Source organism: Plantibacter sp. RU18, assembly GCF_050613355.1.
Taxonomy (GTDB): domain Bacteria; phylum Actinomycetota; class Actinomycetes; order Actinomycetales; family Microbacteriaceae; genus Plantibacter.
Genome location: NZ_CP159618.1, coordinates 642528 through 655792, shown reverse-complemented (window position 1 = coordinate 655792; position 13265 = coordinate 642528). Strand labels below are relative to the sequence as shown.

The following is a 13265-nucleotide window of genomic DNA, read 5'->3' as shown; positions in this document are numbered from 1 at the left end:
CCGGGTCTGCCGGGGTCGCGTCTCCCCCGCGCGTACCTCGACAGGCTCGGCAAGCGGGACGGTTCTCCGCCTACCCCCCTCCAACCCTTCTTCCAACCTCCCTAACTCAGGAACGTCTCGGCGCGCCGCGGCTCCAGCCCAGTGGGGGCTTCCCGACACGCCGCCGTCTTCCTGAGTTAGGGAAGAGAGACAAACGGTCGAGTGACGGGTACCGCTCGGTTCCAATATCCTATAGGATTATCGCGATGTGCCGGCGGATGCCGGATCGATGACTCGACGACGAGGAGAAGCAGATGACCAGGCTCTGGAACCGACCGGCCGACTTCGCAGATGAAATGGTCGACGGTTTCGTCCGGGCCAACGGTCGCTGGGTGCGCAAGGTGGCCGGCGGCGTCTCCCGCTCCACGAGGTCGGCGCAGCCGGAGGTCGCCCTCGTTATCGGCGGAGGCTCGGGCCACTACCCCGCGTTCGCCGGCCTCGTCGGGCCGGGCCTCGCTCACGGCGCCGCGATGGGGAACCTCTTCGCCTCGCCCTCCGCCCATCAGGTGGAGGGCGTGATCCGGGCGAGCGAGCAGGGCGAGGGCGTCCTCCTCAGTTACGGCAACTACGCGGGCGACGTGCTCCACTTCACCGCCGCCCAGGAAGCCGTGCGAGCGGACGGCATCGACTGCCGGACGGTGACCGTCACGGACGACATCTTCAGCGCGCCACCGACCGAGGCCGCCAAGCGCCGCGGCATCGCGGGAGACCTCACGGTCTTCAAGATCGCCGGCGGTGCAGCGTCCGGCGGCTACACCATCGACGACGTCGAACGGGTCGCCGTCCTCGCCAATGCCCGCACCCGCTCGATGGGCGTCGCCTTCACCGGCTGCACGCTGCCGGGCGCAGACGAGCCGCTGTTCTCCGTACCCGAGGGCCGGATGGCGGTCGGACTCGGCATCCACGGCGAGCCCGGGATCGACGAGACCGACATCCCCACAGCCGACGGTCTCGCCGAACTGTTCGTCGAGCACCTGCTCGCCGATGTCGAGATCCCCGAGGACGTCGCACCCGACGGCGCGCGCGTGGTCCCCATCCTCAACGGACTCGGTTCGGTGAAGTCCGAGGAGCTGTTCGTCGTCTACGACCGCATCGCCACCCTGCTCGAGGAGGCCGGCGTCACGCTTGTCGACCCGCAGGTAGGCGAGTTCTGCACGAGCTTCGACATGGCAGGCGTCTCGCTCACCCTGCTCTGGGTGGACGAGGAGCTGGAGCGCCTGTGGGCAGCGGCCGCAGACACTCCGGCCTTCCGGACCGGGGCGTTCGACACCGGCTCGCTGGAGACAGTCACGGCGGAGGCCGTCTCCGACGAAACGTTCGTCGTCCCCGAGGCATCGAGCCGGTCACAGGAGTCGGCGGTCGTCGCAGCCGCGGCGCTCACCGCAATCCAGGAGCTCATCGCGGCGCACGCTGACGAACTCGGACGACTCGACGCGATCGTCGGCGACGGCGACCACGGCATCGGCATGGACCGAGGTGCGACCGCCGCCGCACAGGAGGCCGTCCGGATGCGCGATGCCGGCGCTGGTACCGGCACCGTCCTCGACCGTGCGGGCGACGCCTGGTCGGACCGCGCTGGTGGTACATCCGGCGCGCTCTGGGGCGTCATGCTCCGGACCCTCGCCGAAGCTCTCGGCGACACCGACGAGCCGACCGCGTCAACCGTGAGCACCGGCGTCACTGCCGCAAAGGACGCGGTCATGTCCTACGGCAAGGCCTCGGTCGGCGACAAGACGCTCGTCGACGCACTCGTGCCGTTCGCGGAGACCCTCGCTGAACGTGTCAGCGGCGGCGACGATCTCCGAGCGGCGTGGACGACGGCCGCAGCCGCAGCCACGACCGCCGCAGCCGCGACGGCGGCACTGGTGCCGGGCATGGGGCGAGCACGCTCGCACGGTTCGAAGGCGCTCGGCGTCGAGGACCCTGGCGCGATCTCCCTCGCGCTCATCGTCGAACGCGTCGGCGTGCTGCTCGCGGAGCGCTGACACACCCGCCGCTCCACGCTCACCGAGCGACACCGAACGCTCCCGAACAGCACCCATCGCTCCCCGAGCCTGTCGAGGGGCACCAACGAAAGGACAGATCATGACTCGCACCTGGCGCGTCGTCATCGGCTCGGATGACGCCGGTTTCGACTACAAGGAGATCATCAAGCGCGATCTGGAGGCGAGCGACCTCGTCGTCTCCGTGGTCGACGTCGGTGTCGACGCCGACGGACACACCAACTACCCGAAGGTCGCCGTGACCGCCGCCGAGATCGTCGCACGCGGTGAGGCCGACCGCGCAGTGCTCATCTGCGGAACGGGCCTCGGCGTCGCGATCGCCGCCAACAAGGTGCAGGGCATCCGCGCCGTCACCGCGCACGACGGTTTCTCGGTCGAGCGCAGCGTGCTGTCGAACGACGCACAGGTGCTCTGTATGGGGCAGCGAGTGGTCGGCATCGAACTCGCCCGCCGGAACGTCCGCGAGTGGCTCACCTATGAGTTCGACGCCACGAGCGCGTCGAACGACAAGGTGCAGGAGATCTGCGCGTACGAAGGCGTCTGATGCCCGACCGCAGTGGTCCGGTGCTCGTCGGTGTGAGCCTGAAGATGTACTTCGGGCATGCGCAGACGCTCGACTGGTGCACAGCCGTCGCTGCCATGGCGTCCGGACACGATGCCGTCCGAACGGGCGCTGCCGAGCTGTTCGTCATCCCCGGCTATCTGTCAGTGACCGGAGCCGTCGAGCGACTCCGCGGTGTGGCGGCGGTCGGCGGGCAGGATCTCGCGGCGGAGGACGTCGGTGCGTTCACCGGCGAGGTGAGCGGCACCGAACTGCGCGAGGTCGGCTGTGACGTCGTCGAGGTCGGCCACGCGGAACGCCGACGCCTGTTCGGTGAGACGCCCGAGATCGTCCGCGCGAAGACGACGGCGGCCCTGCGAAATCACCTCGCCCCGGTCCTGTGCATCGGCGAGGCTGAACGCGGCGACGCCCGCGATGCCGCCGCCGAGTGCATCGCTCAGCTCGACGACGCCATCGCGGACGCTCGGGCGAGCGGACTCGTCGGCCGAGTCATCGTCGCCTACGAACCGCACTGGGCCATCGGCGCTCCCGAGCCCGCGAGCGCTGCCCACATCACGACGGTGTGCGCCGCGCTGCGGTCGCACCTGGACGGACTCGTCGCGCTCGGAACCGTCTCGTCGTCGTCTGCCGTGATCTACGGCGGGAGTGCCGGCCCCGGTCTCCTCACCACCATCGGTGATGCGGCCGACGGCGTCTTCCTGGGCCGCTTCGCCCACGATCCCGCCGCGCTGGCGCTGGTCCTCGACGAAGCGCTCGCCCTCGGGTCGCCGGGGGCCCGTCTGCCGTGATGTCGGTCGGGTGCCCCGTAAACTGGTCGACGACGACCATCGCGGCCGATCGACCGGAAGTTCCCTTCCGAGGCGACGCCACGAGCACAGACTCCGGAGGCTCCCGTGGCTGATGCCGTCTTCCCGCTCGGCGCCTCATCGTCACTGGAACGCCGTGGGCTCCGCGATCGCGTGTACGACCTGGTGCTCGACATGCTGCTGAGCTCGGGCATCGAGCCGGGCGCGCGTCTGTCGATCGACGCGATCGCTCGCGACCTCGACGTCTCCCCTACCCCCGTTCGCGAAGCACTCGTGCAGCTCGAGCGCACCGGTCTGGTCACCCGCGTCACGCACAAGGGCTACCGGGTGGCACCGCCGCTCGCCGACGACCAGCTGGAGGCGCTGTTCGACGCCCGCATCGTGCTCGAGAGCGGCGCGACCGCCCTTGCCGCGGCCAACGCCGACGACGATCTGATCCCTGCACTCGAGGCCGCCCTCGCGCAGCACGTGGCGATGACGGCACGTGTCCGGGCAGCCGCCGGGTCGGGCGTGATCCCCGTGGGGTTGCTCCGCGAGTACTTCGCCGTCGACTGGGCCTTCCACCACCTCATCTTCGAGGGGACACACAACCCGTTCCTGCTCGACATGTCGGAGGGCATCTCCACCCGGGTGCACCGCATGCGCCAGACAGTCGAGACGGGCGTCACCGACGCAGACCAGGCCGTCGTGGAGCACCGCGCCATCCTCGACGCCTTCGCCGACGGGCCCGAGGCTGCAGCAGCCGCGATGCGATCGCACATCGAACTCGTCCGCACTCGCGCCCGGAGCGACGCCGAACACTGATCTGCTCCTCCCGCGATCGCTGCTCAGAATTCAGGGAATCGCAGCGGCCGGATTCACAGTGGAGCCGAATCCTGGCGGGTATCGGACATCCGGGCAGTTCGGTACGCAGATTCCCTGAATTCTGAACCAGCGACTGGAGGCAGGGACGGGGCCGGCCACATGCGTGACCGACCCCGTCCGGGTGTTGGAGGTGCGACTAGTGCGCCGTGCGGTTCGCCGTCGTCTCGAGCAGCTCGTCCGCCTTCGCTCCGCGGAAGAACTTCGTGCCGTAGAGCATCGCCGCCGCGAGGAACGCGAACACGCCGAGCGACACCACGCCCCACACGCCGCTGTCCGTCGGGACGCTCTCGTTGATGCCCGTCCGCATGATCGGGGCGACGAAACCACCCAGGTTGCCGAGCGAGTTGATGAGACCGATGCCGGCAGCTGCAGCCGTTCCCGTGAGGAACGCCGTCGGGTACGCCCACGTGATCGGGCCGACCGACAGGAAGCTCGCCACCGCGATGGTGATGAACAGGATGCCGAGGATCGGCTGGTTGTTCGCGCCCGCCCAGGCTGAGGCCAGGATGAACACACCCGTCGAGATGTAGAACATCGTGCCCCAGTTGCGTCGGCGGAGCACCGTGTTCGCGTTCCGACCGACGTAGAAGCAGGCGAACAGACCCACGAGCCACGGAATGGCTGCGACGAGACCGACCTGCCAGCCGACCTCCTGGCCGATGAGGTTCGCGACCTGCTGCGGGAGGTAGAACGTGGTGCCGTACACCGCGATCTGGAGGCAGAAGTAGATGATAGTGAAGTACCACACCTTCCAGCTCGTCATCGCCTTTCCGATGCCGGTTGGGCCGTCAGACTGCCGGACGGTGTCCTCCCGCTCCATCGCGGCCGTCAATGAGTCCTTCTCCTGTTGGTTCAGCCATTTCGCCTGTTGTGGCGAATTCGTGAGGAAGTACAGGGCAGCGAATCCGGCGATGATCGCGAGGACACCCTCCCCGAAGAACATCACCTGCCAACCGTGCCACGGGGTCAGGGCGTCACCGAAGCTGATCAGGCCGCCGCTGAGCGGGGCGCCGAGCATCTGCGAGAACGGCTGCGCCAGGTAGAAGATCGAGAACATCTGGACACGGACCTTGTTCGGGAACCACTCCGACAGGAACATGATAACACCGGGGAAGAGTCCCGCCTCGGTCACACCCAGCAGGAAACGCAGGACGATGAACATCGTGTCGCCGGTGGTGAACGCGAATGCCGCCGCGACGATGCCCCAGGTGACGGCGATGCGGGCGAGCCAGAAGCGGGCTCCGAACTTCTTCAGCAGCAGGTTGCTCGGGATCTCGAAGATCGCGTAGCCGATGAAGAAGATGCCCGCGCCGAGGGCGAAGGCGCCGTTGGAGATGCCGCGGTCGACGCTGAGCGCCTCCTCGGCGAAACCGACGTTCGTGCGGTCGAGGAATGCGACGAAGTAGAGGATGACGAGCATGGGCATCAGGTGCTTGGACGCCTTGCGGATCGCCGACTTCAGGGCTGGATCGTGCGTGGAGCCGATCGCTGCCGGGTTGGGTGTGGACAAGACACTCTCCTTTGAGATGACTGCTGGTGGGGTGGTGCGTTCTGGGCGCTCCGATCGCCGACCCTGTCGCACTTCGACAAGCTCAGTGACCGGAGCTGTACTCAGTGACCGGAACTGTACTCAGTGACCGGAGCTGTGCTCGGTGACCGGAGCTGGCGGGTCGGCGCTAGGAGACCATCGAGGGGATGATCATCCACAGGCCGATGCCGACGAAGACGATGCCGAGCCCGAGGAAGATGAGTCGGGACTTCGTCCACTGACCGGTGAGGTGCTGCATGTGCTGCTCCGTTCACTCGTGGTGCTGATGGGTTGGTGTCGCGGTCGGGGCGCCCGTGTGTGCAGGCGAACCCGATCAATGCATGTACAGACCGCCGTCGACGTTCAGTGTCTGGCCGGTGACGAAACCGGCGTCCTCGCTGATGAGGTAGCCGATCGCCGCGGCGATGTCGCGCGGAGTACCGATGCGGGGAAGCACGCCGTCGGCGGCCATGGCCGTCTTGCGCTCCTCGGTGAGGGTGCCACCCATGATGTCGGTGTCGATCGGGCCAGGGGAGATCGCGTTGACGGTGATGCCGTCGTGGCCGAGCTCACGCGCCACGCTGCGGGTGAAGCCGATGACGCCGGCCTTCGCCGCCGAGTACGCGGTCTTGCTGAACGTGCCGCCGCCGCGCTGCGCGGAGACGGAGGAAAGGCTGACGACACGGCCGACGCCGCTTGCCACCATCGACTCCACCGCGCGACGCGTCGTGTAGTGGACGCCGTTGAGGTTGATGTCGATGACGCGCTTCCACTCGTCCGCGGTGACGTCCAGGTACGGGACCGGTGATGCCACGCCGGCGAGGTTCACCAGCGCCACGAGCTGCGGGAGGGCCGCCTCGAGCGAGTCGAACGCCGCACGCACCTGAGCCTCGTCGGCGACGTTCGCGCCTGCGCCCGCAGCCTGAACACCGTGCTGCTCGGCGATCTCGGCGGCGACGGCCTTCGCCGCGGCCTCATCGAGGTCGATGATGCCGATGTTCCAGCCGTGCTCGGCGAGATAGTGGGCCGAGGCGCGGCCGATGCCGCGCGGGGAGGCGGCGCCGGTGAGGACGACGGTCTTGGATTCAGGGAAGGAGGTGGTCATGGCAGGCCTTTCTGCATGAGGTGGTCGGAGGGTGCGACGCGTGGCCCTGGTTCGGGCGCGCTGGATCAGTTGATGGGTGCCGGGCCCAGCTCATCCATGAGCTGCTTGATCGCGACGTACGCCTTGTTGCGATACGCGACCAGTTCGGCCGTGCGATCGGCGGGGACGTCGAGGTAGCCGGCGCCGGACTTCGTACCGAACTTGCCAGCGTCCACGAGTTCCTTGAGCGAGTCCGGCGTCGCGAAGCGCTCGGGCCAGCGGGTCTGCAACGAGGCGTAGCAGAAGGAGTAGACGTCGAGCCCTGCCATGTCGGCGATCGCGAAGGGTCCGAAGACGGGCAGGCGGAAGCCGAACGTGGTGCGGACGATCGTGTCGATGTCCTCCGGAGTCGCCACACCCTCCTCCACAAGCTGCGTCGCTTCATGGAACAACGCGTACTGCAGGCGGTTCAAGACGAAGCCGGTGGAGTCCTTGACGCGCGCCGTCTCCTTGCCGGTCTCGGCGACGATCGCCTCGACAGCTGCGATGGCCGCGTCATCGGTGGTCTCGTGCGGGATGAGTTCGACGCCGGGGATGAACGGTGCTGGATTCGAGAAGTGCACGCCGAGGAAACGCTCTGGGTTCGTGACGGCCTCGGCGAGCGAGCCGATGAGGATGGTTGACGTGTTGGAGCCGATGATCGCCTCAGGCGACGCTGCAGCGCTGATGCGACGCAGCGTCTCATGCTTGATCTCGATCTTCTCCGGGACGGCCTCCTCGATGAAGTCGGCCCCGGCCACCGCCGCCTCGATCGAGGCTGCCGGCGACAGATTGGTGCGGATGCGCTCGACGGCGTCGGCGGGGAACAGCCCGTCGACGACGAACTGCTCGGCCTCGGCGATGAGACGGTCGAAGTTGTTCCGTGCGATCTCTTCGGAGATGTCGGCGATCCGCACGGAGTGCCCGGCGAGGGCCAGGACCTGGGCGATGCCGCCGCCCATGTAGCCCGAGCCGACGACGGCGATGGTGTGGGATGTCATGGTGATGCTCCTTGCGTCGATGTTCCTCGACGTGCGCGGCGACGGTTCCCGGTCGTCGGGCACGTCGAGGTGTTCCTGTGGTCGTTGGAGTCAGGCCTGCGGAAGCAGGGTCCGGATGTACTTCTGATTGGTGGAGCACATGCCGAGGCTGTCGCCGCCGTAGTGCTCCGCGAGGATGATGCCGTTGAAGCCGAGTTCGACGGCGTCGCGGAAGACCTGGCGGTAGTTGATCAGCCCGGCCTCCATGGTGGAGGGGACGGACGTCGCCCAGCTGCCATCGGCCGACTCGTCGCGCGTGTAGTTCTTCACGTGCATGTAGTTCGCGTACGGAAGGGTCTTCGCGAAGAGCTCGCGCCAGTCCTCCACCGGACGGTGCAGGCGGATCAGGTTGGCGACATCGGGGTTCAGGCCGACGTTGTCGAGTCCGACCTCCTCGACGAACCGCACCGCGCTGTCCGCTGTCCCGAGGTAGGTGTCCTCGTAGAGTTCGAGCGCGAGCGGCAGCCCGACGTCCGCGGCGTGCTTGCCGAGCTCCCGGATGCGGCTGACGGCGGCGTTCCAGATCTCCGGGTCGTCCGGATCCTTCGGGCCCTGCGCGGTCCAGAACCAGAGCGCCTGTCGCTGGGCCTCGCTGAACGGCTGGTGCAGGCCGGTGGAGAAGACCTGCATGCCCCACTCGGCGGCTGCGTCGATCGTCCGGTGCGCGTACTCGAGGTTGCGTTCCTCGTGGCCCGGCATGATCACGCTCTGACGCTGGAGGTGAACGGACGGGACGCCGACGCCGTGCGATTTCGCGATGGCGAGGAACTCGTCACGACGGGAGGGTTCGAGGTCGGCCGGACGCACATGGCTGTCGGGCAGCTCGGCGAGGGTGAAGCCGACACCGGCGACCTGGGCGAAGAGGTCGTCCCAGGCCTCGGGCTCGGCGTCGTGAAGCGAGACGCCGTTGCGGTCCACCGGCGGGATGCCGTGGAGGCAGGTGGCGATTGGCCAGGTCTCCGCCGTCCAGGCCGATGAGGCCTGCTGCGGTGCGGTCACGGTCGTATCCGTCATGATGCTCCATTGCGCTCAAGGTGATGCTCGGGGCTGTCGCCTCCGGTGAAAAAGATCCTATAGGAAATAGTAAAGGGTTGTCGAGATTTCGCAAGGGGCACCTCGCCGGGCTCGGCGAACGGGCCCCTGGCGCACCGGTCACCGAGGCTGCGCGGGCCCATCGAGCTTGTCGAGGTGCATCGCCGCAGGCGTCAGCCGTCGAGCAGGCCCCAGTCCTCGTCGTCGGCATCGGCGATACCGCCTGCGATGAAGGCCTCGCCGGCATCGACTGCACGATCCCGTACGTCGACGAGCAACTCCTCCAGGGAACCGGCTGTGAGGAATCGCATCTGGTCGAGGTCGCTCACCGGGGCGATGCCCGCGAGCTGCCACGACGATTCGAGCGGATCGTCGGACAACTCCACCACGGACGCCCACTGCTGCTCGGTGAACTCGCTGGCGACAGCGAGCGAACGCCGGACAGCCGCCTCCGTCTCTGCGCGCAGCGGCTCGACGTCGTCGCTCCACTCGAGCTCCTCGAGCGTCCGGATCTCTGCGCGGGGGTAAGGGTCGTCCGGCAACCAGTCGGTGACCTCGAACCGACGTCCGCCCTCGGCGATGACCGCGACGAAGCCCTCGCCTCCGTCGACCTCGACGATCTCGGCGATCGTGCCCGTTCGGAACCGATGCTCACCCCCGCCCATCTCCTGTCCTCGCTCGATGAGGACGACACCGAACTCCGGCTCCTCTGCCTCGAGCAGGCGCGCGAGCATCGTCAGGTACCGCTCCTCGAACAACCGCAGCGCGAGCGGCATGTGCGGGAACAGGACGGTCCCGAGCGGGAACATCGGCATCTCCAGCACCGGCAGCCCTGGCCGCTCGGGGTCGATACCGAAGGAGTCCGTCATCTCAGGCGGTCGCCGATGCAGGATGGGTGACGGTCGTGACCTGCGAGTGGTCGGGGTCCACGGAAGCCGGAGGGCCGCTGGAGTCGGCGGAGTCGCTGGAGTCGGCGATCGGCCCGACATCGACCGCCGCGACAGCATCGACCATCCCGGTGAGGAATCGCGCGACGACCTCGGCCTCAGCGGGGCTGAGCGCCTCGGCGACGGCCATCATGTTGCGATGCATCGCCCCGAGCGTGGCACGCACCTCGTCGTCGGTGGCGATCGTCGCGACGACGCGGGTCGAGCGGCGATCCTGCGGGTGGCGTTCGCGCCGGACATGCCCGCTCCGCTCGAGGCGGTCGATCAGGGCGGTGGTCGAGGCAGTCGAGATCTGCAGCAATCCGGCGAGGTCTCCGGCCGTGAGGTCGCGGTGCTGGCGCCTGGCGAGGAGCAGATGGCGCACGACGATCATGTCCGTCTCCCCCATGCCCATCGACGCACGGGTGCGCCGGCGCATGGCCTGCTCGGCCTCACGATAGCGACGCAGTGCCTCGAGCACGCCGGTCGACGTCGTGGCGGCGTCAGCGCCGTACCAGTACCCGGCACGCTCCTGCGACTCCGGCATGGGGGCCTCCGTCGATCGTTTCGTGCTGCGATCATAGTCGCCGGATCCCGGGGGATCTTCAGGCAGCAAGCAACGCACGCAGTGCCTGATCGAATCGGATCGCCCGGTCGACCTCGACCGCGGTCTCGTAGTCGTCACCGCGAAGCGCGACGTGCAGCGGACCGTCGACGTCGATGAACCCGACCCGTCGCGCACCGATGAACACCCCGTACCGATTCGCTGCGAGCTGCTCCACCCAGGCGCGGCTCATGCCGACGCGGGCCCCTGAATCCGAAACCGGTTCGAGTCCGGGTTCCGACCCCCGCCCCGACCTCGCGTGATCGTGAGGCCTGGACAGATCGCGCATCACACCGTCACTGGAGCCCATGAGACGACCTCTCTCGACGGCGTGCACGTTGCGAGACGCCGGAGCGCCGAGAAAGTATCTCGACAGACTAGCTATCTTCACCGAGCTTCATCATGCCAGTCCGGTGCGGCTTCGACAACTCCGAGGCACGCGGCCGAGCGCCGACTCAGACGCCGCGGCGCGAGCGGACCGTCGCTCCCGCATCACGCAGGGCCGCCATGAAGGCCGCGTGTACGACGGCACCGGGCACGTCGACGCCTCCGAACACCAGATCCGGAGCAGCACACCCGTCTTCGACGACCGTCACCGCCAGCCCGAGATCGAGGGCCGCGCGCACGGTCGCATCCACGCACATGCTGCTCATCATGCCGACGACGGTCAACTCGTCGATGTCGTGCTCGGCGAGGATCTCCTCGAGGCCCGTCGCGATGAAGCTGTTCGGGCGCGTCTTCTGGATGATCGGCTCCTCACCGACAGGCGTCAACGACGGGTACAGGTCGGCACCGGTCGTCCCGGCGACGAGGAACGCCCCCTCACCCGGCTCGGCGAGATGCTGGACGAAACCGACCCACTCTCCTGCCGCACGGGTGTCTCCGACGACCCCGAGCGCCACCTCGGCCGCAGCCTCCGGGCCCACGAGCGGATACGCGCCGCCGGGGAAGTAGTCGTTCTGGATGTCGATCACGAGCGTGCCACGGGCCATCGGATTCTCCCTCACCGCCACGACGGCCGAGCACCACCGGGTCAGCCCCAGTTTCGCACCCTGAGCCGACATCGTTGTGAGATCGTGCCGCAACAATCCGACGATCTTCAGGAAGCAAACGTAGGATGCTGATCGTGGGGTGGAAGTGGCCGTGGGGACGCAAGCGCATCGAGCATGCGCCGGTCGATGCCGGGTCCGACCCCTACCTCCAGTATCTGGAATGGGTCGCCAACGGCAGGCCGTCACTGGCCTCACCCGACGATCCTCCGCTGCAGATCGACCCGCGATACGCGCCACGACTCGCATCCGACGCCGTCAACTCCTCACGAGCCGACGGCGTCTGACGCACGGATCCCCTCGTTACGCGGTGGCCTGCTCCGCCGACTCGGCGCGACGCGGGAGCTTCCAGCCCGGGCGCACGAAGTGGCAGGTGTAGCCCCACGGCATGCGCTCGAGGTAGTCCTGGTGCTCGGGCTCCGCCTCCCAGAACTCCGACACGGGCTCGACCTCGGTGACGACCTTCGCCGGCCAGAGACCTGAGGCGTCGACGTCGGCGATGGTGTCGCGGGCGACGCGCTCCTGTTCGGGCGAGGTGAAGAAGATCGCCGAGCGGTAGCTCAACCCGACGTCGTTGCCCTGACGGTTCTTGGTCGACGGGTCATGGATCTGGAAGAAGAACTCCAGCAGCTCACGGAACGAGAGCCTGCTCGGGTCGAAGACGACCTCGAGGGCCTCGGCGTGCGTGCCGTGGTTCCGGTAGGTGGCGTTGGCGATGTCGCCACCGCTGTAGCCGACCCGTGTCGACTTCACGCCGGGCATCTTGCGGACGAGGTCTTCCATGCCCCAGAAACAACCGCCGGCCAGGACCGCGCGTTCGGTCGTCGTGCTCTGCTGATCTGCTGCACTCATCGTGACTCCTCCTTCGTGCCGAGCACCGTGCGGGTTCCCCGCGTGCTCCGGTCTTCGGCTCCATGCTATGCAACAGCCTGGTCTTCCGGGGTGTTCCGCCGGTCGACGCGCGCCCAGCTTGCGCTCAGCTTGTGGCATCGCGCAGGACGAGGCGGCGTCGACTCAGGCGGGACGGCGCTTGCGGACGCGAGCGATCGACTCATGGATCTCGGCCGCGAGCGTGACGGCGCCATCGCGCTCCGCCTGCTCGAGCGCATCCGCCTGCGCGGCGTCTGCGGCTGCGAACCAGGACGTGACGGTCACACCGTGCCCGGGCTTCCGCACGAGCTCGATGGCGTCGCCGGCCTGCACCGTACCGCTCTTCACCACCCTGAGATACGCGCCGGGACGCGCCGCGTCGGTGAACCGCTTCACCCACCGGGGTTCACGGAGCCGTCGCTGGAACGTGCCGCAGGGCGTGCGCGGGCAGGTCACTTCGACCACCAGCTCGTCGCCGATGCGCCACCGCTCCCCGATCTCGGCTCCGTTGACGTCGATACCCGAGGTGCGGAGGTTCTCGCCGAAGAGACCGGGCGTCACCTCGCGTCCCAGCTCACCGGCCCAGAACGCGGCGTCCTCTTCCGCATAGGCGTAGAGCGCTTTCGTGAGCCCGCCGTGGTGCTTGCGGTCCGCCTGCACATCGCCATAGAGCCCGAGTGGTCGTACATGCAACGGTTCGTGGACAGGGCGCTTGTCGATGGCGGTGACGCCGATCGAGCCGTCGTCGGTCAGGAGTGTGTCGACACGGCACACTGCGAGAAGTTCAGCCATGCAACCAGTCTCGCGTGCATGACCGTC

Annotated in this window: 15 protein-coding genes; 5 read left to right on the top strand and 10 right to left on the bottom strand. The window is 67.9% G+C overall.

The genetic code is table 11. From position 1 onward, the window contains the following. The first annotated feature begins 293 nt into the window (after positions 1-293). The 4 genes from ABMA10_RS03040 to ABMA10_RS03025 all read left to right on the top strand — a co-directional run bounded on the left by ABMA10_RS03040 (position 294) and on the right by ABMA10_RS03025 (position 4214). Complete coding sequence (locus ABMA10_RS03040; protein ID WP_347866798.1) at positions 294-2024, top strand: dihydroxyacetone kinase family protein; 1731 nt, start codon at positions 294-296, stop codon at positions 2022-2024. Between the two features lie 100 nt (positions 2025-2124). Then, a complete protein-coding gene (locus ABMA10_RS03035; RefSeq protein WP_347866797.1) occupies positions 2125-2586 on the top strand; it encodes a ribose-5-phosphate isomerase in 462 nt (153 codons plus the stop codon). After that, complete coding sequence (locus ABMA10_RS03030) at positions 2586-3392, top strand: triose-phosphate isomerase family protein (RefSeq protein WP_347866796.1); 807 nt, start codon at positions 2586-2588, stop codon at positions 3390-3392. Before ABMA10_RS03035 ends, ABMA10_RS03030 begins: the two co-directional genes overlap by 1 nt. Before the next feature lie 105 nt (positions 3393-3497). Then, entirely contained in the window at positions 3498-4214 is a 717-nt protein-coding gene (locus tag ABMA10_RS03025) for a GntR family transcriptional regulator (protein WP_347866795.1), read from the top strand. Between the two features lie 196 nt (positions 4215-4410). Here ABMA10_RS03025 and ABMA10_RS03020 read toward each other — a convergent pair whose 3' ends face one another. The 8 genes from ABMA10_RS03020 to ABMA10_RS02985 all read right to left on the bottom strand — a co-directional run bounded on the left by ABMA10_RS03020 (position 4411) and on the right by ABMA10_RS02985 (position 11519). After that, positions 4411-5784 (bottom strand): MFS transporter, encoded by a 1374-nt coding sequence (locus tag ABMA10_RS03020; RefSeq protein ID WP_347866794.1) that lies wholly within the window; start codon positions 5782-5784, stop codon positions 4411-4413. Positions 5785-6136: 352 nt separating this feature from the next. Next, a complete protein-coding gene (locus ABMA10_RS03015) occupies positions 6137-6907 on the bottom strand; it encodes an SDR family NAD(P)-dependent oxidoreductase (RefSeq protein ID WP_347866793.1) in 771 nt (256 codons plus the stop codon). Positions 6908-6972: 65 nt separating this feature from the next. Further along, a complete protein-coding gene (locus tag ABMA10_RS03010; protein WP_347866792.1) occupies positions 6973-7926 on the bottom strand; it encodes a 3-hydroxyacyl-CoA dehydrogenase family protein in 954 nt (317 codons plus the stop codon). A 90-nt stretch (positions 7927-8016) separates the two neighbouring features. Next, entirely contained in the window at positions 8017-8979 is a 963-nt protein-coding gene (locus ABMA10_RS03005) for a sugar phosphate isomerase/epimerase family protein (RefSeq protein ID WP_347866791.1), read from the bottom strand. Positions 8980-9170: 191 nt separating this feature from the next. Then, positions 9171-9866: an LON peptidase substrate-binding domain-containing protein gene (locus tag ABMA10_RS03000; RefSeq protein ID WP_347866790.1), complete on the bottom strand. Its 696-nt coding sequence runs from the start codon at positions 9864-9866 to the stop codon at positions 9171-9173. A 1-nt stretch (position 9867) separates the two neighbouring features. Then, entirely contained in the window at positions 9868-10470 is a 603-nt protein-coding gene (locus ABMA10_RS02995; protein WP_431031165.1) for a MarR family winged helix-turn-helix transcriptional regulator, read from the bottom strand. Between the two features lie 58 nt (positions 10471-10528). Beyond that, complete coding sequence (locus ABMA10_RS02990) at positions 10529-10720, bottom strand: hypothetical protein (RefSeq protein WP_347866788.1); 192 nt, start codon at positions 10718-10720, stop codon at positions 10529-10531. A gap of 262 nt (positions 10721-10982) precedes the next feature. Then, positions 10983-11519 (bottom strand): cysteine hydrolase family protein, encoded by a 537-nt coding sequence (locus ABMA10_RS02985; protein WP_347866787.1) that lies wholly within the window; start codon positions 11517-11519, stop codon positions 10983-10985. Between the two features lie 125 nt (positions 11520-11644). On the opposite strand from ABMA10_RS02985, the gene ABMA10_RS02980 reads away from it, so the two are divergent. Beyond that, positions 11645-11863 (top strand): hypothetical protein, encoded by a 219-nt coding sequence (locus tag ABMA10_RS02980; RefSeq protein ID WP_431031164.1) that lies wholly within the window; start codon positions 11645-11647, stop codon positions 11861-11863. A 16-nt stretch (positions 11864-11879) separates the two neighbouring features. On the opposite strand, the gene msrA is transcribed toward ABMA10_RS02980, so the two are convergent. Next, on the bottom strand, positions 11880-12428 hold the full coding sequence (msrA, locus tag ABMA10_RS02975; RefSeq protein ID WP_347866785.1) for a peptide-methionine (S)-S-oxide reductase MsrA: 549 nt from the start codon (positions 12426-12428) through the stop codon (positions 11880-11882). Between the two features lie 162 nt (positions 12429-12590). Continuing rightward, positions 12591-13238 carry an MOSC domain-containing protein gene (locus ABMA10_RS02970; RefSeq protein ID WP_347866784.1) on the bottom strand — a complete coding sequence of 216 codons (648 nt, stop codon included), beginning with the start codon at positions 13236-13238 and terminating at the stop codon, positions 12591-12593. Positions 13239-13265: the final 27 nt, after the last annotated feature.

Coding starts and splice junctions, on each gene's coding strand:
- ABMA10_RS02980 (WP_431031164.1), top strand. CDS start 11,645: ATGCTGATCGTGGGGTGGAAGTGGCCGTGGGGACGCAAGCGCATCGAG.
- ABMA10_RS03010 (WP_347866792.1), bottom strand. CDS start 7,926: ATGACATCCCACACCATCGCCGTCGTCGGCTCGGGCTACATGGGCGGC.
- ABMA10_RS02985 (WP_347866787.1), bottom strand. CDS start 11,519: ATGGCCCGTGGCACGCTCGTGATCGACATCCAGAACGACTACTTCCCC.
- ABMA10_RS03030 (WP_347866796.1), top strand. CDS start 2,586: ATGCCCGACCGCAGTGGTCCGGTGCTCGTCGGTGTGAGCCTGAAGATG.
- ABMA10_RS03015 (WP_347866793.1), bottom strand. CDS start 6,907: ATGACCACCTCCTTCCCTGAATCCAAGACCGTCGTCCTCACCGGCGCC.
- ABMA10_RS03000 (WP_347866790.1), bottom strand. CDS start 9,866: ATGACGGACTCCTTCGGTATCGACCCCGAGCGGCCAGGGCTGCCGGTG.
- ABMA10_RS03005 (WP_347866791.1), bottom strand. CDS start 8,979: ATGACGGATACGACCGTGACCGCACCGCAGCAGGCCTCATCGGCCTGG.
- ABMA10_RS03040 (WP_347866798.1), top strand. CDS start 294: ATGACCAGGCTCTGGAACCGACCGGCCGACTTCGCAGATGAAATGGTC.
- ABMA10_RS03035 (WP_347866797.1), top strand. CDS start 2,125: ATGACTCGCACCTGGCGCGTCGTCATCGGCTCGGATGACGCCGGTTTC.
- ABMA10_RS02995 (WP_431031165.1), bottom strand. CDS start 10,470: ATGCCGGAGTCGCAGGAGCGTGCCGGGTACTGGTACGGCGCTGACGCC.
- ABMA10_RS02970 (WP_347866784.1), bottom strand. CDS start 13,238: ATGGCTGAACTTCTCGCAGTGTGCCGTGTCGACACACTCCTGACCGAC.
- ABMA10_RS02990 (WP_347866788.1), bottom strand. CDS start 10,720: ATGAGCCGCGCCTGGGTGGAGCAGCTCGCAGCGAATCGGTACGGGGTG.
- msrA (WP_347866785.1), bottom strand. CDS start 12,428: ATGAGTGCAGCAGATCAGCAGAGCACGACGACCGAACGCGCGGTCCTG.